This window comes from Spirosoma sp. 48-14 (assembly GCF_001898575.1).
GTDB lineage: Bacteria > Bacteroidota > Bacteroidia > Cytophagales > Spirosomataceae > Spirosoma.
Genome location: NZ_MKUD01000070.1, coordinates 86,006 through 109,374, shown reverse-complemented (window position 1 = coordinate 109,374; position 23,369 = coordinate 86,006). Strand labels below are relative to the sequence as shown.

At 49.6% G+C, this 23,369-nt stretch carries 17 protein-coding genes; 9 read left to right on the top strand and 8 right to left on the bottom strand.

Translation table 11 applies throughout. The features are described from left to right. Nucleotides 1–18: 18 nt before the first annotated feature. On the top strand, nucleotides 19–3,303 hold the full coding sequence (locus BGO59_RS29720; protein ID WP_293690188.1) for a CotH kinase family protein: 3,285 nt from the start codon (nucleotides 19–21) through the stop codon (nucleotides 3,301–3,303). A 27-nt stretch (nucleotides 3,304–3,330) separates the two neighbouring features. Here BGO59_RS29720 and BGO59_RS29715 read toward each other — a convergent pair whose 3' ends face one another. Together BGO59_RS29715 and BGO59_RS29710 are read right to left on the bottom strand one after the other, a co-directional pair. Then, a complete protein-coding gene (locus BGO59_RS29715) occupies nucleotides 3,331–3,525 on the bottom strand; it encodes a hypothetical protein (protein ID WP_293690185.1) in 195 nt (64 codons plus the stop codon). After that, a complete protein-coding gene (locus BGO59_RS29710; RefSeq protein WP_293690182.1) occupies nucleotides 3,503–3,688 on the bottom strand; it encodes a hypothetical protein in 186 nt (61 codons plus the stop codon). The genes BGO59_RS29715 and BGO59_RS29710 overlap by 23 nt, the downstream gene beginning before the upstream one ends. Nucleotides 3,689–3,889: 201 nt before the next feature. Between BGO59_RS29710 and BGO59_RS29705 the strand changes: the two genes are divergently transcribed. Continuing rightward, nucleotides 3,890–7,444 carry a carboxypeptidase-like regulatory domain-containing protein gene (locus tag BGO59_RS29705; protein WP_293690180.1) on the top strand — a complete coding sequence of 1,185 codons (3,555 nt, stop codon included), beginning with the start codon at nucleotides 3,890–3,892 and terminating at the stop codon, nucleotides 7,442–7,444. A 63-nt stretch (nucleotides 7,445–7,507) separates the two neighbouring features. Further along, nucleotides 7,508–8,215: a hypothetical protein gene (locus tag BGO59_RS29700; RefSeq protein WP_293690177.1), complete on the top strand. Its 708-nt coding sequence runs from the start codon at nucleotides 7,508–7,510 to the stop codon at nucleotides 8,213–8,215. A 79-nt stretch (nucleotides 8,216–8,294) separates the two neighbouring features. Here the strand turns inward: BGO59_RS29700 and BGO59_RS29695 are convergent, their stop codons facing one another. Together BGO59_RS29695 and BGO59_RS29690 are read right to left on the bottom strand one after the other, a co-directional pair. Then, complete coding sequence (locus BGO59_RS29695) at nucleotides 8,295–9,029, bottom strand: DUF3891 family protein (protein ID WP_293690174.1); 735 nt, start codon at nucleotides 9,027–9,029, stop codon at nucleotides 8,295–8,297. 43 nt (nucleotides 9,030–9,072) lie between these two features. Beyond that, nucleotides 9,073–10,806, bottom strand: a complete 1,734-nt coding sequence (locus BGO59_RS29690) for an FAD/NAD(P)-binding protein (RefSeq protein WP_293690171.1) — start codon at nucleotides 10,804–10,806, stop codon at nucleotides 9,073–9,075. A gap of 619 nt (nucleotides 10,807–11,425) precedes the next feature. On the opposite strand from BGO59_RS29690, the gene BGO59_RS29685 reads away from it, so the two are divergent. Continuing rightward, entirely contained in the window at nucleotides 11,426–11,914 is a 489-nt protein-coding gene (locus tag BGO59_RS29685; RefSeq protein WP_293690168.1) for an FKBP-type peptidyl-prolyl cis-trans isomerase, read from the top strand. A gap of 164 nt (nucleotides 11,915–12,078) precedes the next feature. Then, nucleotides 12,079–13,227 carry a glycoside hydrolase family 43 protein gene (locus BGO59_RS29680; protein WP_293690165.1) on the top strand — a complete coding sequence of 383 codons (1,149 nt, stop codon included), beginning with the start codon at nucleotides 12,079–12,081 and terminating at the stop codon, nucleotides 13,225–13,227. Nucleotides 13,228–13,467: 240 nt separating this feature from the next. Here BGO59_RS29680 and BGO59_RS29675 read toward each other — a convergent pair whose 3' ends face one another. Then, a complete protein-coding gene (locus tag BGO59_RS29675) occupies nucleotides 13,468–14,391 on the bottom strand; it encodes a hypothetical protein (protein WP_293690162.1) in 924 nt (307 codons plus the stop codon). A 400-nt stretch (nucleotides 14,392–14,791) separates the two neighbouring features. Here BGO59_RS29675 and BGO59_RS29670 point away from each other — a divergent pair, with 400 nt between their 5' ends. Further along, nucleotides 14,792–15,151 carry a T9SS type A sorting domain-containing protein gene (locus tag BGO59_RS29670; protein WP_293690159.1) on the top strand — a complete coding sequence of 120 codons (360 nt, stop codon included), beginning with the start codon at nucleotides 14,792–14,794 and terminating at the stop codon, nucleotides 15,149–15,151. A gap of 9 nt (nucleotides 15,152–15,160) precedes the next feature. On the opposite strand, the gene BGO59_RS29665 is transcribed toward BGO59_RS29670, so the two are convergent. From BGO59_RS29665 to BGO59_RS29655, 3 genes are all read right to left on the bottom strand, one after another. After that, nucleotides 15,161–15,937 carry a LytTR family DNA-binding domain-containing protein gene (locus BGO59_RS29665; protein ID WP_293690156.1) on the bottom strand — a complete coding sequence of 259 codons (777 nt, stop codon included), beginning with the start codon at nucleotides 15,935–15,937 and terminating at the stop codon, nucleotides 15,161–15,163. A 26-nt stretch (nucleotides 15,938–15,963) separates the two neighbouring features. After that, nucleotides 15,964–16,989, bottom strand: coding sequence for a sensor histidine kinase (locus BGO59_RS29660; RefSeq protein ID WP_293690153.1), 1,026 nt, complete (start codon nucleotides 16,987–16,989; stop codon nucleotides 15,964–15,966). Nucleotides 16,990–17,098: 109 nt separating this feature from the next. Next, entirely contained in the window at nucleotides 17,099–17,674 is a 576-nt protein-coding gene (locus BGO59_RS29655) for a cupin domain-containing protein (protein WP_293690150.1), read from the bottom strand. Nucleotides 17,675–17,872: 198 nt separating this feature from the next. Here BGO59_RS29655 and BGO59_RS29650 point away from each other — a divergent pair, with 198 nt between their 5' ends. From BGO59_RS29650 to BGO59_RS29640, 3 genes are all read left to right on the top strand, one after another. Beyond that, a complete protein-coding gene (locus BGO59_RS29650; RefSeq protein WP_293690147.1) occupies nucleotides 17,873–18,478 on the top strand; it encodes a sigma-70 family RNA polymerase sigma factor in 606 nt (201 codons plus the stop codon). Nucleotides 18,479–18,595: 117 nt separating this feature from the next. After that, nucleotides 18,596–19,726, top strand: coding sequence for a FecR family protein (locus BGO59_RS29645; RefSeq protein WP_293690144.1), 1,131 nt, complete (start codon nucleotides 18,596–18,598; stop codon nucleotides 19,724–19,726). Nucleotides 19,727–19,945: 219 nt separating this feature from the next. After that, a complete protein-coding gene (locus BGO59_RS29640; protein ID WP_293690141.1) occupies nucleotides 19,946–23,341 on the top strand; it encodes a TonB-dependent receptor in 3,396 nt (1,131 codons plus the stop codon). Nucleotides 23,342–23,369 lie beyond the last annotated feature (28 nt).

Genomic DNA, 23,369 nt, shown 5'->3' with positions numbered 1-23,369 from the left:
GTACGCGTAGTACCGCTTATGAAAACAATTACTGCCCTCACCATCTTTTTTCTGTGCATTAACTTCTCTGCACGCAGCCAGCAACTTTATATCAATGAGTTGATGGCCTCCAACCAAACGACCCTCGCCGACCAGACCGGGGCCTTTGAAGACTGGTTCGAAATCTATAACCCTAACTCCTTCTCAGTCAACATCGCCGGTTATTTCATCACCGACAACCTGACTAATCCCACCAAATACCAGTTCGTTTCCGGATCCACCAAAACGATTATTCCCGCCAACGGTTTTCTGCTGGTATGGGCCAGCGGGCAGACCAACCGGGGAGCCGATCACATTGGTTTCAGCCTGTCGGCCAGTGGGGAGCAATTGGGCTTGTATCAACCGGATGGCACCACAGTGGTGGATACGCTGCGTTTCGGACCCCAGCGGGCCGATATATCCTGGGGTCGCCAGCCCAACGGCAGTGCCAGCTGGGTCTATTTTCAGAAAGCCAACAGCACGCCAAAGGCATCGAATAATGGAAAAACCGGATATACAGCATGGCTGGCAGGGCCGACATTTTCGCAGGCTGGAGGCTTTTATTCGACGGGTTTCAATCTGGCACTGAGTGCATCCGATCCAACGGCAACCATTTACTATACGCTGGATGGCTCCGACCCCGATCCTACCAATCCCAACTCCGTTACGTATACGTATAAAAACAGATATACCGAACAACCAGGTCAACCCTCTGGTCCGCTCCTGACAGGCTCTTATCAAACTTTCCCCTATTCGACAACGATAGCCATTACTGACCAAACCAGCTCACCGAATAAATTATCCGTCAAGTCATCGACCTGGAATTATACCCCCACCTATTTCCCTACAAGTCCAGTTTTTAAGGGCACGGTGGTGCGGGCGGTGGTCTATAAACCCGATGCCATTCCCAGTGATATCGTCACGCAAACCTACTTCGTCTCCCCCTCGCTCCCCCGATATAACATTCCTGTCGTTTCGGTTTCACTAAATGAGAAGCATTTATTTGACTACAACACAGGTATTTATACAGCCGGAAAAACCTTCGATACCTGGCGGGCAGCCAATCCCAGCGCAGGCACCTCCTTCTGTACAACCGGCAATTTTTTTAACGAAGGTGATGATTGGGAACGACCAGGCAATGTCGAATTCTTTATCAATAACGCTTCGGTTATCAACCAGCCAATAGGCTTACGGACACATGGCGGCTGCTCCCGATCCGTACCTCGTAAAAGTGTTCGTCTGTATGGAAGTAGCGAATTCGCCTATCCTTTCTTCGACAATCGGCCAACCAACGTCGTTTACGATCGGCTCCTGCTTCGTAATGGCGGCAACGATTGGGATTACACCACACTGGTAGATGCGTTCGGACAAACCATGGTTCGGCATCTTCCCTTCGACACGCAGTCGAACCGACCTGTAGCCCTGTTTTTCAACGGCGAATACTGGGGTGTCTCCAATCTGTACGAACGCTATGATCGATTCTACATCAACCAGAACTACGGCGTAGCTACCGACAGTGTGGATATGGTAGAAGTATCGCAATATACCTACGAGCCTACCGAGGGTGATCTAACCAGCTTTACTGCTCTGAAGAACTACTTCATGAATACCAGTCCGGTCAATTACACCTATGTGCAAACGCTGATGGATGTGGAGAGCTTCGCCGATTATCAGATGTCGGAGATTTTCGTAGCCAACACCGACTGGCCTCACAACAACCTCTCGATGTGGCGTAAACGGACCAGCCAGTATAAACCCAATGCTCCTCGCGGGCACGATGGCCGGTGGCGATGGATGATTCGGGATCTCGACTGGGGAATAACCGGGCAGAATTATGCGCAGAAAAACGTATTCCCAACGGCGCTGGATACGGGCCAGGATGCTGAATTCACAGTTTATTTGCGTCGGTTGCTCGCTATACCAGCCTTTAAAACCTACTTCATCAACCGATACGCCGACTTGCTGAACACCACCTTCAACCCCACCCGAACGACGGCATTACTGACTTCCATGCAACAGCAGTACCAGCCTAACATGGCCGAACATTTTAATCGATGGATAACCAACACCAGTTATAACGGCTGGCTCGGGAACATTGGAAATATGATGAATTTTCTACAGGTTCGTCCCGACTCCGTCCGAAAGCATATACGGCAGCAGTTTAGCCTGAGTGCTAACCGCAGCCTGACCCTTAACGTCTCCGACACCGCCCGAGGATACGTCAACGTCAACTCCATCACCATCCTGCCTTCTACCGTAGGCGTTCCCCAGCAACCCTACCCATGGACCGGAATCTACTTCCAGGGTAACGCTGTCACCATCACTGCCAGAGCCAAACCCGGATACAAGTTCGTCCGCTGGACAGAAGCAAATGCCTCTATCTCCACCGACTCCGTATACACCTTCAACCCATCCGCCAACCGTAGCCTGACCGCCGTATTCTACCTGGACGAATCCTTCAACTCGTTCCCGGCCGCCTACTCACTGGCCACCTGCGACTACCAGCTCGACCAGTGGCCCGACTCCGCACCAGCGGGTAGCTACCCTCCCAACATGGTCTTCGTCTCTATGAATCAGGAAGACCCCACGCTATCGGCCACCATCTCAAACACCGTCACTGGCGCCTACAACTTTACCAGCCGTACCCGAATCAACGGACTCAATCAGAACGGTTTCTCCTTCATCAACACCGGCAACAACAACACCAATCCGGGCTACGTGGCCTCCACCCTGGGGGGAGCCCTGCTGGCCATCCGAACCAGTGGTCTCAACGAAGCCTATGTTCAGTGGACGGCTGGTACGGTCACACCCAATGTGAAGCAATACCGCATCCGGCTCCGCTACCGGGTGGGCGACTCAGGGCCCTTCACCGATGTGCTCGACAGTCAGAACAACCCTGTCGAGTATGTGCGTAGTGCCACAGCGGGCGATAGTCAGGTACTGGGTCCGGTGGCTCTGCCAGCCACTGTGTTGAACAAGCCCTATGTTCAGTTGTTGTGGCAGTACTATTGGACGGGGGTGGGCAGCAATGCTCGGGATGAGTTGCGGATTGATGATATTATCATTTCCAGGGGTCCCTGTCAGAGCTTAGCATCGGGTTTGTGGTCATCGGCCTCCACCTGGAGTTGTGGTAGGGTGCCCACGTTATGCGATCTCGTCCAAATCCAGGATGGGCATACGGTTACTATAACCATTCCGAATGCTAAGGCCAAACGTATTCAGTTTGGTACAAACGCTCGCTTAACATTTGATAATGCTACAGCTTCGGTTCAAACTCAGAACTAAGTCTACTCTGTCTGCTATAGGTACTTTCTAAGTTACCAGCTTTTCATTCAGCGGGAATACCAGAACTGTTGGTTTTTGAGCCGGGAAATTAGGTACGGATTTGCCCGCTTCATCGAAAGCATCCCAGTGGCTATTGGCAATATAATAAAACCGACGCCCAACCATAACGCCCAGGGCAGGTTCGCTGGCCAGCGGATGGTCAACGCCGATTTTGAATAGCAATCAGGCTATTCTGGTCATCGTATAACCCATCGATCCCACTCAGATCGGAAGCAATCTGACTACGGTGCGTTGCATCGCCGGGTTGCACTATCTGTCCGAACGTAAATACAACTGTTTGGGCAGCTAAAAACGAGGAGCTTATAAGCGAGCGAATACAAAACATACGTGTTCGGAGGATATACATAAATAGCTTAAACGGGCAAAGTTACCAACGACGACAAACGTTGTCAACGACCTCATAAACAGAGATTACGATAAGCTTTCCAGTCCAATCTACACGCTTGCCATTCACAGCCTATTGCCTAGTACAGCCATAGGTATAATTAGTTATCAGTGGTCCTTTTGAGAGGGCAATTCAATGACTATGCGGAGTTTATTCATCATCGGCTGGTTAGCGGCCTTCCTGTTTTTAGGATCATTCTTATTGGCTCATGGCCAGCCAACAGCCTTATTGACCGGCTCCGTAGCAGATGCCACAACGGGAAAGCCCATGCCATTTGCCAACGTCTATATCAATGGATCAACGCGAGGAGCTATCACCGACGAAAAAGGCACGTATACCCTTACTGGAATTCCTCTTGGTACGGTTGAGATTGTTGCCTCGTTTGTTGGCTATCAGTCTGATAAACGCACAATCCGGTTTGACAACACCTCTCCGCAAACAGCCAATTTTCGGCTGAAAGCCAGTGAGCAAACGTTGGATGCTGTAACCGTAAAGGGCAATCCGAAGAATAGAGAACGGCAGTTACGTCAGTTTAAAAAGTTGCTCTTCGGCGAGCCCTTCGGTGGGCAGTGCCAGCTCGTAAACAGTGATGTTCTCAGCTTTAAAGAAGATAAAGATCATCTATATGCAACCGCTTCTACGCCTTTGATTATCGAAAATCAGGCGCTGGGTTATCGACTAATTTATGATCTGCAACAGTTTGACGGTAGTACGTCAGGAGAAGCGTATTATGGGGGTACGGCCCGTTTTGATGAATTAAAACCCGAAAACGAACGGGAAGCCAACCGCTTCCAGCGGAACCGACTGAACGCTTACAAAGGATCTATTCGCCATTTAATGGCTAGCCTGACGAATAATACGTTCAAAGAGGCTGGTTTTCTGGTCTATCAGGAAGATTTGACTAAAATGGTATCCCTGGAACAGCGTTCTATTACCCTCTCGGCTGCGGTTAATGACTATAAACGATTAATACCCGTTCAAACCTCTACGCTGATTCAACCCGGCCGACTATCGACTGAACGGCGATTGGTTTCGCCTATGAAGCTGATTGTATTCTACACGAATGCAAATTCAAATTTCTCTCCTTATCCTGATGCTCGTTATGCCTACACAGAAATGAGACTACCCAAAGGTCAGTTGCAAATGACGGTCGATGGGGTTATTACGATGCCGGAAGGCCTGGAAGTCAAAGGCTCGATGGGGAATGACCGGCTATCGACTATGTTGCCAGCCGACTGGAAACCCGGCGACATGGCGAAAGAGACGCTTTCGACTGAACCATTGGCTACACAAGGGAAGCTCGCGCCATCTGATACTCGCCTGGAGCGTATCGCAGCGGCTTTCAGTGAGCGATTCAGGCTGCTGGCGCCTACCGTGTTTGTTCACATCGATAAGCCTTTTTACGCCACGGGCGATCGGCTGTGGATGAGTACGTATGTACTCGACCCGGCTAGCTACCTGCGAGCCAGTGGTGAAACAGCTATTCATGTTGATCTACTGTCGTCAGCAGGCAGGCTCGTGCAACACCAGTGGGTACGTATTATTGACGGGCGCGGTGAAGGCAGTTTTCGCCTGTCAGATACACTCCTAACGGGAACCTATCGTCTTCGCGCTTATACCGATGAAGACGACGCCCAGCAACGTCCTGCGTTCGAGCGGTCTGTAGCCGTCTATAATCTGCTTCGGCCCAACGCATCTATACGCAGTGATTCTATCGCTCAACAGGCTGATGTTCAGATTTTACCAGAAGGAGGTCGCTGGATTTCGGGTTTAGCAGCACGGCTAGGTGTAAAAATTGTGCAACCGAATGGGCATGGCCTGACCATTGAAGGGCGTATTATCGACGATTTGGGGGCTGAAGTCGCCCGATTTAAGACGAATCGGCAAGGTATGAGCAGTATCTCGCTGACGCCAAAGCCACAGCGGACCTATTATGCCGATATAGCCTACAACAACCAGCCCCAGCGCGTTCCGTTACCCAGACCCGAAACGGAAGGGCTCTTACTTTCAGCCGATGTAACCAGCGATACAACCCGTCTGGCGTTGACCATACTAAGTACTAATCGAACCGCGCTCGACTCCGCCTATATTCTGATTCAGCAACACGGCCGTGTACTTGATGGACGAAAAATTCTCCTGCAACATGGGGTAGCAAAGGTAAGCCTGCCTATGATGACCTGGTTGCCAGGCCTGGCGCAAATCACTCTGTACGATGCCAGCGCCAACCCTCAAGCCGAGCGACTAGTTTTTGTTCCCGAATTTACTGCGCCGGTGCGGGTGCTAATGGCTTTTAACAAAAAGCGGTATCTGCCACGCGAGCAAGCCATCCTGAGCATCAATCTGAGCCATAATGGATCATCGTCTCAGGCCGCTTTATCGGCGTCGATTACCGATGCAGGCCAGGTGCCCGATGATACCGCCAACGCCACATTGTCAGCGCACTTGTTGCTAACAGGAGAGCTTCGGGGCCGTATCGAAAGCCCCAATAGCTACGTCATGAATCACTCGTCCGAAACCCGTCGAGCGCTGGACGACCTGCTGCTGACCCAGGGCTGGCGACGAGTTAGTGGCACGCCCGAAGCGGATTCGCTTGGTGGCATATCCTTAAGAGGTCGTATTTTGAATGCCCAAAAAGCCCCCATACCCGGTGCCCAGATCACCGTAATGTCGACAGGCCCCAGACAATCGTTCGTTAAATCAACAATTGCTGATGAGCAGGGGCGTTTCCAGCTGGCGGGGATGGCCATTGCCGATACGGTACAATTAGTAACGAAAATCGCCGATCGTAAGCAGCATACCCTTTCGGCTAAAGACGCCTTTCTGGTTCAGGAAAAACCGGGGCAACGATGGGAGCCCACCAGCATGCCAATCGATATGCCAAACTGGTCGACGATGAAAGCTCAACTGGAAGCGGCTCGAATTCGGCAGGAAGCAAACACCGATTTTTACCGCGATAAAACGGCGAAGGAGCTAAGCGAAGTGACCGTGCGAGCGCAAAAATTCGATAAAAGACCCGAGGATATTCAGCAGCGTAGTTTGCACCATGAGGCCGATGCTGTTATTGTAGTCGATGAGAAATCGCCAGCCTACCAGAATCTATACGAAATGCTTCAAGGGCGCTTGACGGGCGTGACGGTTAAACGCGTAGGAGCAGCGGTAGCGCTTTCCTATCGTGTCTCGATACGCGGAACGACTAGCTTTGTCATGGGTTCACAACCTTTGTATTTGATAGACGGTATGCCCATTGAAGACCCCGATGGAACGGCTTTGTTTTTCTTTAGTCCAAGCGACATTGAACGTATTGAAGTGTTGAAAAGCGCTATTACGACTGGCACATACGGTGCTCGGGGAGGAAATGGAGTCATTGCTTTTTACACCAAAAGTGCCCGGTCTATGCGTGGAAACGCGATGCCTAGCGAGGGGATGAGGGCCGTTAAACTCATTGGCTATCCGTCGGTACAGCGTGAATTTTATGTACCCCGCTACGATGCGGAGGCACCAACCAACAACCTTTCTGGCCCCGTCGATCAGCGCGATGTATTATACTGGAAGCCACTCATGCAAACCGATAGCCAGGGGCATAGCCAACTCCGTTTCCCACTGTCGGACGTTGTGCGAACCTTGCGCGTGGTCATTCAGGGCATTACAGCTGATGGGCATCCGGTACTAGGGGTTCAGTTAATTCAGGTTCAATAACATAGCTATTTATTTCCCGAGTAAGCGTTGGTTCACCGTTACACTTCTCTATTATCCTTAGCCATGAAATTTTTATCGCTCATTTGTTTCTTGTTGATTGGTATGCAGTCGATGGTCGCTGCGCAGAGCAATCAGTATATCCGGGTCAAAGCGGGAGAGAATCTGACAAATTCTCTCTCCTTCAATGACCGTTACCAATACCCGGCTTTTACAATGGGAAAGCTTGTTTATACCTCCAATAAGTCGTCGGCAGCCCGGTTCAACTACAATCTATTTTTGAATGAGATGCATTTTATTAACGCTACCGGCGATACACTGGCCTTAGAAAATGACCCCACCGTTCAGCTCGTGATTATCGGCCCCGACTCGTTTTATTATGAGTACCCAAAGACCTATTGGCAGCTGGCATCAGCCTATCGTTCAGCCCAGCTGCTGATTAAACGAACCATGGTTTTAATTGACCGGGAAAAGGAAGGTGGCTACAAACAATCGACGGGTGCCTCAGCGATACGAACCACCACGACCTATTCAGGTGTCAACGGATCATTAGCCCGATTAGACACCCATAGCGATATGTTATTTTCAAAAAAAGAGGAGTTCAGATTACGGGATAGCAACGGCAAATTTCATCCGGCAAGCCAAGCCGGATTTCTGCATTTATTCGCTAAAAACAAACAGGCCGTCAAGCAATACCTGAAAGAGAACTCAATCAATTTCAATCGGGAAACTGATCTAAAAACCAGCCTCGCCTTTTGTACGGATCTGCCCTAGATGATCAGGGAAAAGGATTCCGTACCGACTCTTCGGAAGCTTAGTGCCCGATTCGGTTACTCGAATCGGGCACTCGACCCTAGCGAGCTGTATTACTGATCCGCCACTCATGGCGAAGAATATCAGCCTGTTGAATCGCATCATACAACTCCTTATCATTTTTAAAGGCTAATTGGTTTAGCTGAAAAGCTTCAACGCCTACCACAAAGGAGTCTACGTCAAAAGGCCAGGGATCGACGCATAGCGAATCGTCGGGCGCTTTGGCAACAAAATACGGTACATCGTCTGGTCCCCGGCTAATTTCCAATCGCCGACCATCGACAGGTATCTTATCCTGACATAAGAGCAACGAGAAGGCATCACACCACTGCAAAAAAGCGTAAGCATACTGTGCCTCGGCTGTTGTAGCCTTCATCATTCGCAGCCAATCGCGCTGATTCTTACGCTGTTGGTCCAGAAATTCTTTCAGCTCCGCCTGTTCCTTGCGAAGGGGCTCATACAGAAATGAAGCGTGCATTGACACCATCAGAGCGTTCCAGCGACTTTTCTCCAGAGCGATCTCTACCATTCGCTGGGCCTGTGCTACTGAATACTGCTGTATGGTAAAGTCCAGAGGAGCCCCCGCCTGTGTGAGATGGTGGCGTGCCTCCCAGGTATCCTGTCCGTCGTCGTGTTCCGTAAGCGCCACCAGGGTCTCGGCCCAGCTAATCGGTCGTTTATCAGGTGCCCAATGCAGGGCCAGTTGAAAAGCTAACAAGCCGTGGGCCTGTTGATGGATCACCTCCCACCCAAAATCTTTACTGGTAACAATCATAAAGGTAAACTAGCTGTGTTTCGTTGCTTCGAGCTGTAATCGATCAGGCTTTCGGATTATCGGTCAGCAACCGATGGCCAATGCGATCCGAAGCTGCTTCTGCGAAATCAAGCCCCGAGTAGTCGGGATTATAGCCCCCGATGTGCGGCACGGCCATAATGTATAAGCGCGGGTTTGGCTGTCCCTGCTGATCAACAACCTGAAAGTCATCATTGATGGCTAAACCTGGCACTTTCAGATAATACTTCCCATCAGTCGACAACTCTACTCCTTCCTGACCTTGCTGGCAGGCAGCCCGACCCTGCTCATCCGATTGATACTGTAAGCGGGCCGGGCTAATCGTTTTGCCAGTTAGCAAGCTCTTGAAGGGGAACTCCTCAAAAGCCAGATGCGGCTGACCGATACAATCCACGAATGTGTGATAGTACACCGACTGAGGGCGATTTTCCGCATCCAGATACTGATAGGTTGCTCCGCCCTGTGGATGGGCAATCACCTCACTATCTCCGCCAACGGGTATAAGTGTCAGTAATCCAGCTTCGTATAAAGCCAATAGCTCTCGGGCTGAACTCTGCGGAACAAAAGCGATGACTATAGAAATCAACGGCATCAGCACCGTTTTTAACCGCTGCATATCTTCTGCTGAAAAGTATTTAGCGGGGTAATTCAAAGCATAACTCAGTACCGCCAGCATTTCTTTCCAGTAGATGGACTGCCGTTGATGAATAGACTGTTCGGCCTGCTGATATTCGTTGGCAAAAAGCACAAATGGATCCTGTTGTTCCCGCATCGCCATCACCTGTTCAACGAAATCCTCCAGATTCAGGTTACGAATGCGCGCATAAAACGCAGGATCTTTTTGCCGGAAAGCGTCTTTAAACGCTTTTTCGAAAACGAAATCCAGTGACAAAAATCCTTGATTTTGTTGCCGATTAGCCGCAATCATCTCTGGACTTAGCTGATCATCCTGCGAAATGAGCGGCTCTTCCAGATGAAACCGAATGGCAGGTAGCAGCCCCTCGCGCGAATGCAATACCAGTTTGAAATCAGGAGATGTTTCAGCTCGATGATAAGTAAGTCGATCCGTAGCATCAGCCTCGAAATGGCCATTATGACGCGCCAACGTGCGTATGGCGTCGATGGCTGTCAGCGATGCGCCCCGAATGGCAACGGGATGATTGAACGTATGAGCCAGTTTGGTGGGTGGGTAAGGCGAATCGAAGTAGTGCGGTACCTTGCCTTCATGGCGGATCGGCCAGTAATGGCCCGTACAGATAATTACCTTATCGAAGCAGTGCCAGTGTTGGTCCGTGGTTTGCACCCAAGTTTGCTGACGGTCTGGCTCATCGCGGATGTCAATCACCGGGCAGTTGAGGTGGACCTGGGTATCGACTCCACGAACCAAGGCCTGCTGTTGCAGTAAATCAAACTGGGCAGCCAGGTATTGGCCAAAGAGTAAGCGAGGAACTACGCGGTAAGGGCTGATCGTAGAAGGGTCCAGTTGAAAGGGTTTCAATTGGTCAACCGGCTGGTTTTTTATCCATTCCGGCAAGGAGGTGACCAGCTCTGGAATTTCATTACCCGAAACATTCGTTACATGTTCTGAGCAAGCCCCGGCTTTACTGTACGGCATCCCGGCTCCCAACTGGCTCGACCGCTCAAAGATATCAATCTGTAAATCAGTACGCTGGGATTCAACTAGTCGTTTGTAAATAAACAAAGCGCTGGGGCCTCCACCCAGAATGGCAATGTGCAGTCGGCGCGTTATGGATGGCATACAGAATGAATAGGATAAAATGGCATGCCGATAACTGTCAAAACCAGAAAGGCTATCATGGAACGGTCAACCCAACAACTACGAAAAATGGGAGGTTGGAAACGGAAAACAGGTTTCATCGGCTTACTCAACATTGATTGGTTGTGGAAGTCGAAGAGTAAACAAATTGTTTTAATCTCATACACTTATTCTGCTATGCCTTACCAATTGGCCCAGGAAATCAACTGCAACGACGGCGGGTTACTGACCAAGCCTTTATCACAAAAAAGAAAGCCAGACGACACGAGATCACCTGGCTTTTGATTCGCTTACTAGAACAGTTATTATCTCTAATCAGGTGCTTTTCACAGCATCCCCGTCTATCAGCGATTGTACGTATAAAACGACTTACAGCAAGAATTGTTTTCGCTACTGAAAAAAGAGCCGATAATTTTTCAAAAAATTTACGATTTACAAGCTTCCAGCCATTTACTAGAATAGCCCTTTCAGCAAATGAGCAACAGACTAAGCTCGCTTTTATGTGTGAGCTTGTTACGCTGACGGGTCAACCAATCACATGGATACGAGTAAGGTCGCACTCCCATGAGAAACTCTTTCGGAAAAGCCCTACCTTGCGACTATGTTTAGAACCTTATTCACTACGGCTGGAATCGGACTAATCAGTCTTTGTCTTCTAGCGAATTGTCAGTCATCCAATCAGCCCCCCTGTGAACCAACGCCAGTCACAATAACAGCGCCTGACCAGGAAATAGCGCAGCTCAAACAATTCATCGAATCGAAACAGATTAAGGCTACTGCCGATAAGCGGGGATTCTATTACACCATTCAGAACGCGGGTAGTGGCGCTAAACCCACTGTTTGCTCCAACGTCAGTGTCAATTATGAGGGACATTTAACCGATGGCACCCGTTTCGATAGTGGGGATGACGTTCGCTTTGGCCTTAATCAACTAATTGTGGGCTGGCAGGAAGGAATTCCGCTTATTGCACCGGGTGGCCGAATTACGTTGTATTTACCACCTTCGTTAGCCTATGGCGATCAACAGCAGGGAGATATTCCCGCCCATTCGATTCTTGTCTTCCAGATTGATCTGCTGGCCATTCACTAACGCTGGTGAGCAATCAAGACTGTCTTCTGGTATTCGATGCGAATCGTTCCAAACAACCGTTACCTCTTTACCTGTTAACCTACTCCCAATTTATCCATTTCTTAGGTAGACCTTCTTCACAAAAAGGCTTTGAGCGCAGTCTCACCCAGGAAACAACCATGGCTATGATAAAAAAACTGTTTTTGCTTCTCGTTTCTTTTAGTCTGTTTTGCTACCAGTCAACAGCCCAGACGTCGCAAAAAGTATCGCCAGCTCAAACCACTTATTCGAACCCTTTATCGGTTCAATTTGGCGATCCGTTTGTTCTGCATACAAAAGGTAAGTACTATATGTACGGCACAGGCGCAGGGGCCAATAAGGGATTTGTCGCTTACTCGTCCAACGATCTGGTAAACTGGAAGCGGGAAAGACAGGTCTATTTTCACGACAATCCTCAGGGCTGGAGCGATCCAGACGCGAATTGGGGCGGTGCCTACTGGGCGCCGGAAGTCTACGAGGTAAAGGGCAAGTACTACCTTTTTTACAGTGCTCAATGGAAAGTCAATCCAACGCATGAGGAAGAAAACTTCCGGATTGGCGTAGCCGTAGCCGATAAACCGACGGGTCCCTTCATTGATCTGGCGAACAAACCCATTTTTGATCCAGGGTATCCCATCATTGATGCCAATGTTTTTTTCGACACCAATGGTAAAGCGTATCTATACTACTCGCGTTGTTGCTACAAACATCCGGTCGAGAGTGAAGTAGCCGATTTAGCCCGCCAAAAAGGCTGGTTTAACCAGATTGAAGAAAGCTGGGTATACGGTGTCGAACTCAAACCTGATTTTTCGGGAGTCGTTGGTCAGCCCGTTCTCTTGTTACGACCGCCTGTTAAGCTAGACGATACGCAGTCGGAATGGGAAAGCCGCTCCGTAACGGCTCGCGAAGTAAACCGGCGCTGGACAGAAGGTTCAGTCACTTTCCGGAAGGGGAACACGTATTATATGATGTATTCGGCCAATTATTTTGGTGGACAGCATTACGCCATTGGGTATGCCACCGCCAGTTCACCGTTAGGACCCTATAAAAAAGCCGCCAATAACCCAATCGTAGCGAAAAACACGCCCAACGGGGGCTCGGTTACGGGAACCGGGCATAATAGCATTGCTTACTCACCGGATGGGAAAGAGATGTTTTGCGTTTATCACGCCAGAACATCAAAAACCGGCGACGAGCGGGTCGTTTTTCTTGACCGGATGGAAGTAGGGCAAGGCACTATTAAGGTCTTAGGACCAACCACTACGCCCCAAAAACTCCCTTCAGGTGGTCAATAACCGAGAAGATTTACCTGTCTCAAGGGGTAGGGTTTATGGAGTCAGGCAGCCTTGGTTACTAACTTCGTAAACCCTACCCCTTACGCATCTGGGTCGGTTACAACCCTGATCGAATTCGGGCGTAGACGTTGTTGAGTCAAGTTTCAACATCATAACCAACGCTATCATAAGCTATGTTCACTGTGATGTTGAAACTACTGGCCTGTACTGGGTATTAGAGAAGCCCGAATCGTTGTACTCTTACAAGTATTCGTCTTTATTCGTTACTGTGTTAATAACTGGAAGGCCTTCAAGCAGGGCGCTTCGCTCGACGCCATCCAGAAAAGACATTTGCCCTTCCTGATTTCGACTTTCCCGAAAACGAGAATACACATAGCCTTCTTCAACAGATAGTTCAGCTATACCATTCAATTTCTCCCGCTTGACAAAGTAGGCATTGTTCCCTGCCTGATTACAGCCTACAAATGCATATCCTTTTTCAATGGCCAGGTTATATAATGCAGGGAGTGAAGCGCCGAAGTATAAGTATGAGTAATGCGCTTGCTCACGCACAAAATCAGGTTTATAAGGAACACTAATCGCTCGCTCAGCCCCAAACACACTATTGTATTCAATAACGACAATATCGGCCTCAACCACGGTGATGGCTTTCCAGATCCAGTAATCATTGCCATCCACATCAATACTGAGCAACCCGATCTGCCCAGTAAGCCCACTACTAAGGAGCAACTGATTGATGTTTTCAGCGGTGACAAAACTCGCAATAGCTTTTAGGCTATAACGCCAGAAAAATGAACTTGCCTTAATAGCGTCGATGAAGAATGACGACCCATCGATAATCAGCCCCTTCCAGTTATCATTCAGTAACAAAAACCGGGTATTCGCTTCCTCATAATCTTCAACCCCAAACTCAATAAAGGTATCCACACGGGGCTTAACACGACTGATTAAGTACTGAATAATACCATCATCACCAAACTGGGAAAATACTTTAAATTCTGCTTCCCTCAGAGACTTCGCCCCTTTTGCCAGTTTCGCCAGTACGGCCCCCGTCACCAGTTTAGTAGCCACGTTATCTTCTTTGGCTTGCCGAAGCTGGGTTTGCACGTCGCGAATCTGTGCCTGCAAGGGTTCGTTGAGAAATTGCCTTATTTTTCTTTTCATACGACACAAACGGACGATCTGTTAGCCGAGCTGAATATAGACCGGATGACGATTAGAAACTCAATTGGTATGAATAACCTATTATGGGGTACAGATCATTCGTCTCATCCATGAGCGTTTATTGGCTTATTGACCAATAGCTTACTACCCTATTCGATCATCTAGGCTCTGAACGTAGACAAGCTTACCACAAGCCAAAAACTTCACCAAAATATCCTAAATAAAAATAACATAAAAGACTGATAACCATAGCCTAGTAGCGTATTCATCCAGCAAAAGCCCAAATTCATCCTGCTATTTCGGGCACTCATCGTCTTCAATTTTCTGGCCATTAAACCCGGATGCAACTTTGTTCCATCAGATCGCCGACGCGGTCTACAAACCATAACATCTATAAGCCATGAAAAAAGTACTTGTTCTGATGCTGAGCCTGGTAGCCAGTACCGCATCGTTTGCCCATGCTTCAACTGCCCCTGCTTCGGCCTCCGATACCCGCGTGGTCATGACCAGCGACCATAAAATAAAACTCTACGTGCAACCGCTCCAAACCAAAGGCCAGCTTACCATTTTGGATGCCAATGGTCAGGCTATTTATACAAGCCGTGTGGCTCTTCAGAAAGGATTGCACCAACAATTCGACGTCTCGAACTTAAGCACAGGCACCTACCGACTGACACTGACTACGGGCGGCCAGACTGTTAGTAAGACATTTGTTGTACAGGCGAATCCGAATGAGAGTTTTGTGATGCAGGAACTGTAATAGCCTGCTTCATTTGCCCATCCACGTTTTAAAAGCAGCCGTTCGTTCCCGGCTTACCAATACATCCTCAGCGGGGGCCGGGTCGAGAAAAAGTTTAAGCTTATGATGGTCGTGCGGATGAATCTGCTGCACAGCATTGATACTAACTATAAACTGTCGGCTTATCCGAAAAAACTGCGTCGGATCGAGCAGGGTTTCCAGTTCGTCCAGTGGGTAATCCAGCGAAAATTTTTGCCCTTTAAACGTACGGAACAAGGTAACCCGCTCTTCGGAGTGGAAGTAGGCAATCTCGCTAACGTCAACAGGTAACCACTGTGACAAATGCCGAACCAGAAACCGACGTCGATACTCAGGGGCTTGCGTTTGCTGGCGCAACTGCTGTATCAGCGCGTCGATGGCTTCTACCTGCCGCACGGTCGATTCGGGCTGGGGATTTAGTTGATGGTATTTACGCAGACTCGCTGCCAGTTCAGGCTGCTTGATGGGCTTCAGCAAATAATCGACGCTGTTCACCTTGAAGGCCTTTATCGCGTACGCATCATAGGAGGTGGTAAAAATAACAGGGGCAGGCACCAGGACCTGTTCGAAAATCTCGAAACTCTGTCCATCGGCCAGCTCAATATCCATAAAGATCAGATCAGGAGCGGGTTCACTTTGCAGGTACTTGACAGACGCTTCAACACTCGAAATCGTTTCAACTACCTGTATTTGCGGTTCTAGTTCAGCTAGTAACCGGGTTAATCGCAGAGCGGCTAAATCTTCGTCTTCAATAATCAGAACTTGCATAGCGTGTGGTATTACAGCGGCTTAAACTAAGCTGGGATCAGGGGTAAGGCGACGACAAACTGACCCGTTTCTTCGCGAACCGATGGCCGGGGCTGTCCCAGCATTTCGTACTTAGCCAGAATATTTGTCAGACCAACGCCATTCGACACAACGCCCTGTTTTTTCTTCTGGATATTGTTCCGAACATGCAGATTAGCGAGTCCATCGGTTTGAATGTCGACTGTAAGTGGCCTGCTTTTCATTACGATGTTATGCTTGACGGCGTTCTCGACCAGTAGCTGTAAGGTCAACGGCGGCAATTGAAACGACTGGAAGCGCGAATCGACCTGTACAGTTAACTGAAAGCCAGCTCCATAGCGCGTCTTCAGCAAATGCGTGTATGAGTTGATAAAATCCAGCTCGGTAGCCAGGTCGGTCAGGTCCTGTTCATTTGCCCGCAACACATAGCGGTAAACCGAACTTAACTCTTCGGTAAAGATTTCTGCCTGGCTGGGATTCTCACCAATCAAGGTAAGCAACGAATTGAGGCTGTTGAACAGGAAATGCGGATTAACCTGCTGCTTCAGCACATCCATCTGCTGCTGCATGTGTAACTGCTTCAACCGATATTCACGCTGGGTGCTTTCCCGCAACTGGTTGTAGGTGAATATAGACTCATGACAGCCAGCCGATGTAACGTTGGTCACGAAGCCGATCATTAATACCCATGGAATGGTTTCGGGTTTGTAAGGGTAGCCAAGCTGGTCGTAAATCCAGTAGATCGACAGAATAACCGACATCATCACGCCGACATACATGAGCATGGAGTAGAGAAGCCGCTGACCAAACTGATCGGGGGCGCCATACACAAATCGCATGTATTTCATCCAGAGGGTCAACGTCACAAAAATGACAATACCCCAACTATTGACGATAAGCGTAGCCCCCAGAAACAGCGACCGATCCTGAAAGTAAGCAGGACCAAAAACGACGTAATTGGCAATGAATACAGCGGGATAATTCAGCAAATAGATCAGAAAGTCGTATCGGTCAAATTTAGCCCACCGCTTCATAGGACAAACAAATCATTTATCATCAAAAATACAGGTAATATTGGTTTGGCCAAGCAGATGAGCAGGCTAACTGAATACTGATACCCAAAAACTTATCCTAAATAGGGTGCTACCAGATTGTCAGATAACGACGCTGCAATTCAGCCGCAACACCTTTCCGAACAGCCTGACGACCCAGCCAGTGTAATAGGGGTTGTACTAACGCCATCCAGCCGGTCATACAAGTCCCACCGATCATGATCGTATACCCCAGGGCATAGGGGTTTTTCGGTATACCCTGGGCATTCGCCTGACCATCCCGGGCTAATCCATACATTAGTTGAAGCGTTTGTTCAAAACCAGGGCAACCGGGTGCAATCCGGCATCGAAACCGACAAGGCTGCTGGCTTTGGTTAAAAAACCGATGCCTACTTAAAACAGGAGCAGTAGCGGACTCGCCGGGTTTCAGGCGAATGATCTGTTTGCCGAGGTGAATACTCAGCTCGCCTTCCAGACAGGTGAACTCTTCCGAAAAATCCTCGTGATAATGCAGGGGGTTCCCTCCTCCAGGCGCTAAGACTACTTCAACTAATGTCTGAGCCCCATTACTTTCGCGGCTGGTTTCCAGAAAAATAACCTCGTCTTTCAGAATTGGATTGATGATGGTGCGCCCCTTCTTAAGCGCAGCCGTTTTTGACGTTTGCATACAATGGCTGTTTTGACATGATGAATCAAAATTGTGCCTGTATGGCCCGGCCACCGAGTTCCAATCGACTGAATCGGCACTAAAGCCTACTGAACCGTCATTACCTGAACAAAATGAATTTCTTCAAAAAAATAGAAATATTATTATAGATAGTAACTTTATAAAAAAATCTATTTCACAACCCGAAGTACAAACAACTTGGCTGGCGATTTACATAACGGATGGCAGTCGGATGAGCAACTCTGGAGCGCCCTGAAACTGGACGATCAGGCGGCTTTTGCTGAACTGTACCAGCGTTTTTATGCCATTTTATACAGCTATGGGTACAAAGTAGCCGACAATACCGCGCTGGTTGAAGATGCCATTCAGGATTTGTTCGTCGACATCTGGCGTATGCGCCGTTCGATTGCACTAGCCCAATCGGTCAAATTTTACCTATTCCGGTCGCTCAGGCGGAAAATCCACCACCTGGACAAACAAGAACAGGGGCTTGACTTTGAGCTAACCGAAACCAGTCAGTCGGTATCAAGCGACTACTCGGCCGAGCAAGCACTGATTAGTCAGGAACAGCAGTCGCAACTGATTGACCGTTTAACCCAGGCGTTAGCCAAACTCCCCCAACGCGAGCAGGAAGTCATTACACTCCGCTTCTACCAGAGTTTCAAAAATGAAGAAATCGCTCAGATCATGGGCATTACCGAAAAATCGGTTCGCAACACGCTTCATAAAGCCCTAAGTCATCTACGCGAACAGGCGCCTTATCTGGCCCCTTTGCTGGGTTTTCTGCTTTGGTGGCTCTCCTGATCTGGATTACTGTAACGGGACAAAAAATATTTTTCAAAAAACAAGGGGACATTTTAGGGTCGCTGCTCTCTTGTCTTTTAGAAGTGCCGTTACACGCTACTCCCTTACCCGACAACCATGCAGCATTACCGGGATTATACGGTTGAAGACTTGGCGCAGGATGCCTTTTTTCAGCGGTCGGTCCGTCAACCAACCGTCGAAACCGATGCATTCTGGAACGATTTTCTGGAGCGTTATCCCGAAAAGCAAGTCGTTGTCGCTACAGCCAGAGCCTTTTTACAGGCAGTCGAAAACATCCAGCGATTGCCTACGCAGGAGCAGGGTACGCGAATGTGGGCGGGTATTCAGCATCAGATTCAGGACGTCGATACGGTTGAGCCAACCAGCGAACCCATACAGCGCCCGATTGGCTTCCGATGGAGTTGGGTGGCTGCGGCTGCTGTACTCCTGATGATTGGCTTCGGTTGGTGGTTTATGGTGGAAACCAGCTCCAACGACCGATCTGTATCGCAGCATGCATGGGGTGGCAATACGGACAAATCGCTGGTAGAACGGGTCAATGAATCGGAATCACCCCTTACCATTCACCTGACCGATGGTAGCCAGGTAGTATTACAACCGCAAAGCCGACTCCGTTATCCCCAAACGTTTGATTCGGCTAAACGGGAGATTTACCTGGAGGGCGAAGGCTTTTTTGAGGTTGCCCACAATGCCCAACAACCGTTTCTAGTCTATACGGGTAAGATGATAACGCAGGTGGTCGGCACGAGTTTTACGATTAAGGCTACACCAAGAAGTCCAACCATATCCGTAGCGGTACGGACTGGGAAAGTGGCCGTTTATACGTTAAACGCCCTACTGGAAGCCGCAAAAAATCAGGGTAATATTGCCGATCGGTTGTTGTTGACGCCTAATCAGCAGGCCATTTTCGACACCCGCAGCGAAAAACTCACCAAACGCCTGGTCGATGAACCTGCCCTCTTAAAACAACCCGGCAGCAGTCAGTATTTTGTGTTCGAGAATGCGCCGGTCAACCAGGTTTTCCACAAGTTGGAGCAGGCTTACGGCGTCACCATTCAGTACGACACCACCACATTTACCCATTGCAGCCTGACCGCACCACTGGGCAACGAACCCCTTTTCCGGAAGTTAGATATTATCTGCCAGACAATTGGCGCTACGTATGAAGTCTGGGGTACCCGGATTGTGATTACCGGCCCTGGCTGTCAGGCCCCTAAACCAAATTAGTTAACCCTAAACCCATTCACGATGAAGCAACCCTAACCTCCTGCACAAAAAAGACCGGACAACCGGCTAATCCTGTTGCAACCAGTATTAACCCGATGTCCGGCCCTATGTAACGTCGCTCCTCTCTTTTCCGGCCTTGCAACAACCCTGAAAAAGCGGGGACGGGACTGTTTTTGCCCTTTGCTTTCCAATTCAATCGAACAAAAACTGGTTAAAAGTATGAAAAAATTCCGGGATTCCTTTCCCCTCTTTACCCTCATGAAACTCACCTGTTTACCGTTACTCATTACCCTGGTTTCGGTCAGCCTGACAGCCGCCCGGGACGGTATGGCGCAGGATTTATTGAATCGCCCGATTTCCATTCAATTCGAGAATCGGGATTTAAAAACCGTACTCCGCCGACTTGAAAAGGCGGCTAATGTTAAATTCACCTACGTACCTCAGGTGGTCGAAACGCAGCAGAAAGTATCGGTTCGGGCCAGCAACGACCCACTCGAAACAGTACTGGAACGATTGCTGAAACCCCTGAATATCAGCTATCAGGTGTCAGGCAATTACATCGTACTGCGAAAGAAACCAACCAGTTCGGCTATGCCCACGCCCGCCATGATGGCCGTCGATCAGCTCATTAGCGGTACTGTCGTCGATGAGAAAGGGGAAGCCCTTCCGGGGGTTAGTGTCTTGTTGAAAGGCACTCAGCGCGGCACAACGACCAATAGCCAGGGCACGTTTCAGCTTGCCGTTCCCGAAAAAGGCTCTGTACTGGTGTTCAGCTTCGTCGGATACCAAACCCAGGAAATTGCCATTGGCAATCAGACAACCCTCTCCATTCGCTTAGCCACGGACGACAAGGCACTTAGCGAGGTCGTTGTCATTGGCTACGGAGCAGTCAAGAAACGTGACCTGACTGGGTCCGTTAGCTCTATTGGAACTAATGAGCTTAAAGCACAACCAATTTCGTCGTTCAATCAGGCGCTCCAGGGGCGAGTCAGTGGCGTACAGGTTACCAATGCCTCGAATGCGCCGGGTGGAGGAGTAACAATCCGCGTGCGGGGTGGCAATTCGATTTCGGCCAGTAACGACCCCCTGTATGTGATCGATGGATTTCCCGTGACCAATCCGGCATCGGCACAGGGGGCTAACGGCTCCGCCAATTTCCCGAACGTGTTATCGACTATTAATCCCAATGATATTGAGAGCATTGAAGTGTTGAAAGATGCGTCGGCCACGGCTATTTACGGGTCCAGGGGGGCCAATGGCGTAGTGCTGGTAACGACCCGACGGGGTAAAGAGGGGATGTCGAATATCGATTTTGAAGCGTATTACGGTGTATCCAACATTACTAAACTCCTCAATCTGGCTACGGCCGAAGACCAAACCGCCCTTAAAAATGAACAGTTGCGCAATCTTGGCTTTTCTGAACGCTATGGCTATACAACCGCCTACCCTAAAAAGCCATCGGACTATGGCGTCGGTACCAACTGGCAGAAGGAAATTTATCGGGCCGCTCCCATGCAGAACTACCAGCTTTCGGCATCGGGCGGGACTGATAAACTCCGGTATCTGATCAGCGGCAGTTATTTCAACCAGGATGGGATTGTGATTGCCAACAATTTCAAACGGTATACCGGGCGTATGAACCTGGATGCCAAACTCAGCAATCGGCTGAAGATCGGCACCAATTTTCTGGTTACCTATAGCATCAACAACGGCATCAACGAGGCTGGCACCAACGGGCCCGTTGGCGCTGCCCGGACTATTTCGCCGGCCAGCCCAGTCTATGACGCTACTGGAAACTGGCAATTGCTGAATGTCGGTCCCGGCTCAGGCATGGCCAGTATTCCCAATCCGGTGGCCGTACTCCGCACCTCGACCAACGTATTGTATACCAGTCGGGTGTTAGGAAACGTATTTGCTGACTATCAGATTCTGGACGGCCTAACCGCGCGGGTCAGCGTTGGTACCGATCTGCTCACCAGCCGACGCAACGTATTCTACACGCCCCAAACGCTGGTGGCCAACACCTTAAACGGCTATGGCTCCAATGGCAACTCCAGCAACGTGAATCTCTTAAATGAAAATACGCTGACCTATACGCGTACGCTGAACACCAATCACGCCTTCGACATTGTGGCCGGACTTACCTTCCAGTCGAACCGAGAAGACCGTACCTATCAGGAAGCGCAAAACTTCGCCAACTACACGCTGGGTGCCAATAACCTGGGGCAGGGCTCCGTACTGATCGCTCCAACCACAACGGTACAAAAATGGGGGCTGAACTCCTATCTGGGCCGGGTCAACTATCGATTCAAAGATCGCTACCTGTTTACACTAACGGGCCGGATCGACGGTTCTTCCCGATTTGGCACGAACAACAAATATGGTTTCTTTCCGTCGGGAGCCTTTGCCTGGCGGGTATCCGACGAACCCTTCCTGAAATCGAGCCCGGTAGTGAGTGATCTGAAATTCCGATTGAGCTACGGCTTTACGGGTAACGATGGTATTGGGTTGTACAATTCACTGTCTTCCTACGCAACTTCCCGTACGGTCTTTGGCGACACCGAAGTGCTTACGACACAAGCATCTACGATTGGCAATCCCGACCTGCGCTGGGAGAAAACCGGCCAGTTTGATGCGGGTGTCGATCTGGGTTTCCTCAACAACCGCTTTCAGGTAACGGCCGACTACTACATCAAAACGACCACCGATCTGCTCCTGGCCATCGACCTCCCCGCCACAACGGGCTTCACCACCGTAACCCGTAACATTGGCAGTCTACAGAACCACGGTTTTGAACTGGGCATTTCGTCGGTCAATACGACCGGCCAGGTTAAATGGACAACCTCCGGCAATCTGTCGTTCAACCGCAACAAGGTCCTGAAGCTGGCCGATGCCGATCAGTATCTGGTTACCGACCCGAATACGGGTATGCAAACCATTGTAAAAGTAGGTGAGCCCATTGGTTCGTTCTACGGGCGCGTGTTCGATGGGGTCTGGCAATCGACCGATGCGGTTAAAGCGGCCGGAACACTCGCGCAAACGGGCGATCTGGGTGGCGCTCCTCGTTTTAAAGATGTGAACGGCGACGGCGTTTTCAACAACACAACCGATCGGACCATCATTGGCAACGGCTTACCCAAGTTTATTTATGGCCTGACAAATACCGTCTCCTACAAAGGGCTGGACCTATCCGTATTTCTTCAGGGCGTACAGGGCAATCAGATTTTTAATTATACCCGTAGCGTTACCGAAACCGACCCCGGCGCCACACCCCTGAAAAGCTTTATCGACGACCACTGGCAAACCGATAAACCTTCCAACAATCGCCCATCAGCCCGGCAGTGGAACATTTCGAACAGTTCGTACCTGATCGAAAATGGCTCCTTCCTGCGACTGAAAAACGTATCGCTGGGGTATCGGCTGCCCATCAAAACAAAAGCCATCAAAGCGGCACGGGTGTACATCAGCGGGCAAAACCTGCTCACGTTCACCCAGTATTCAGGCTACGACCCGGAGGTAAACTCAAATTTCAACAGTAATACCACCTACGGGATCGACAATTTCGCCTACCCGGTTTCCCGTACCTATACGATTGGTGGCACCCTCACTTTCTGATCCCTCTCTTATCATCCGTCAACCGACA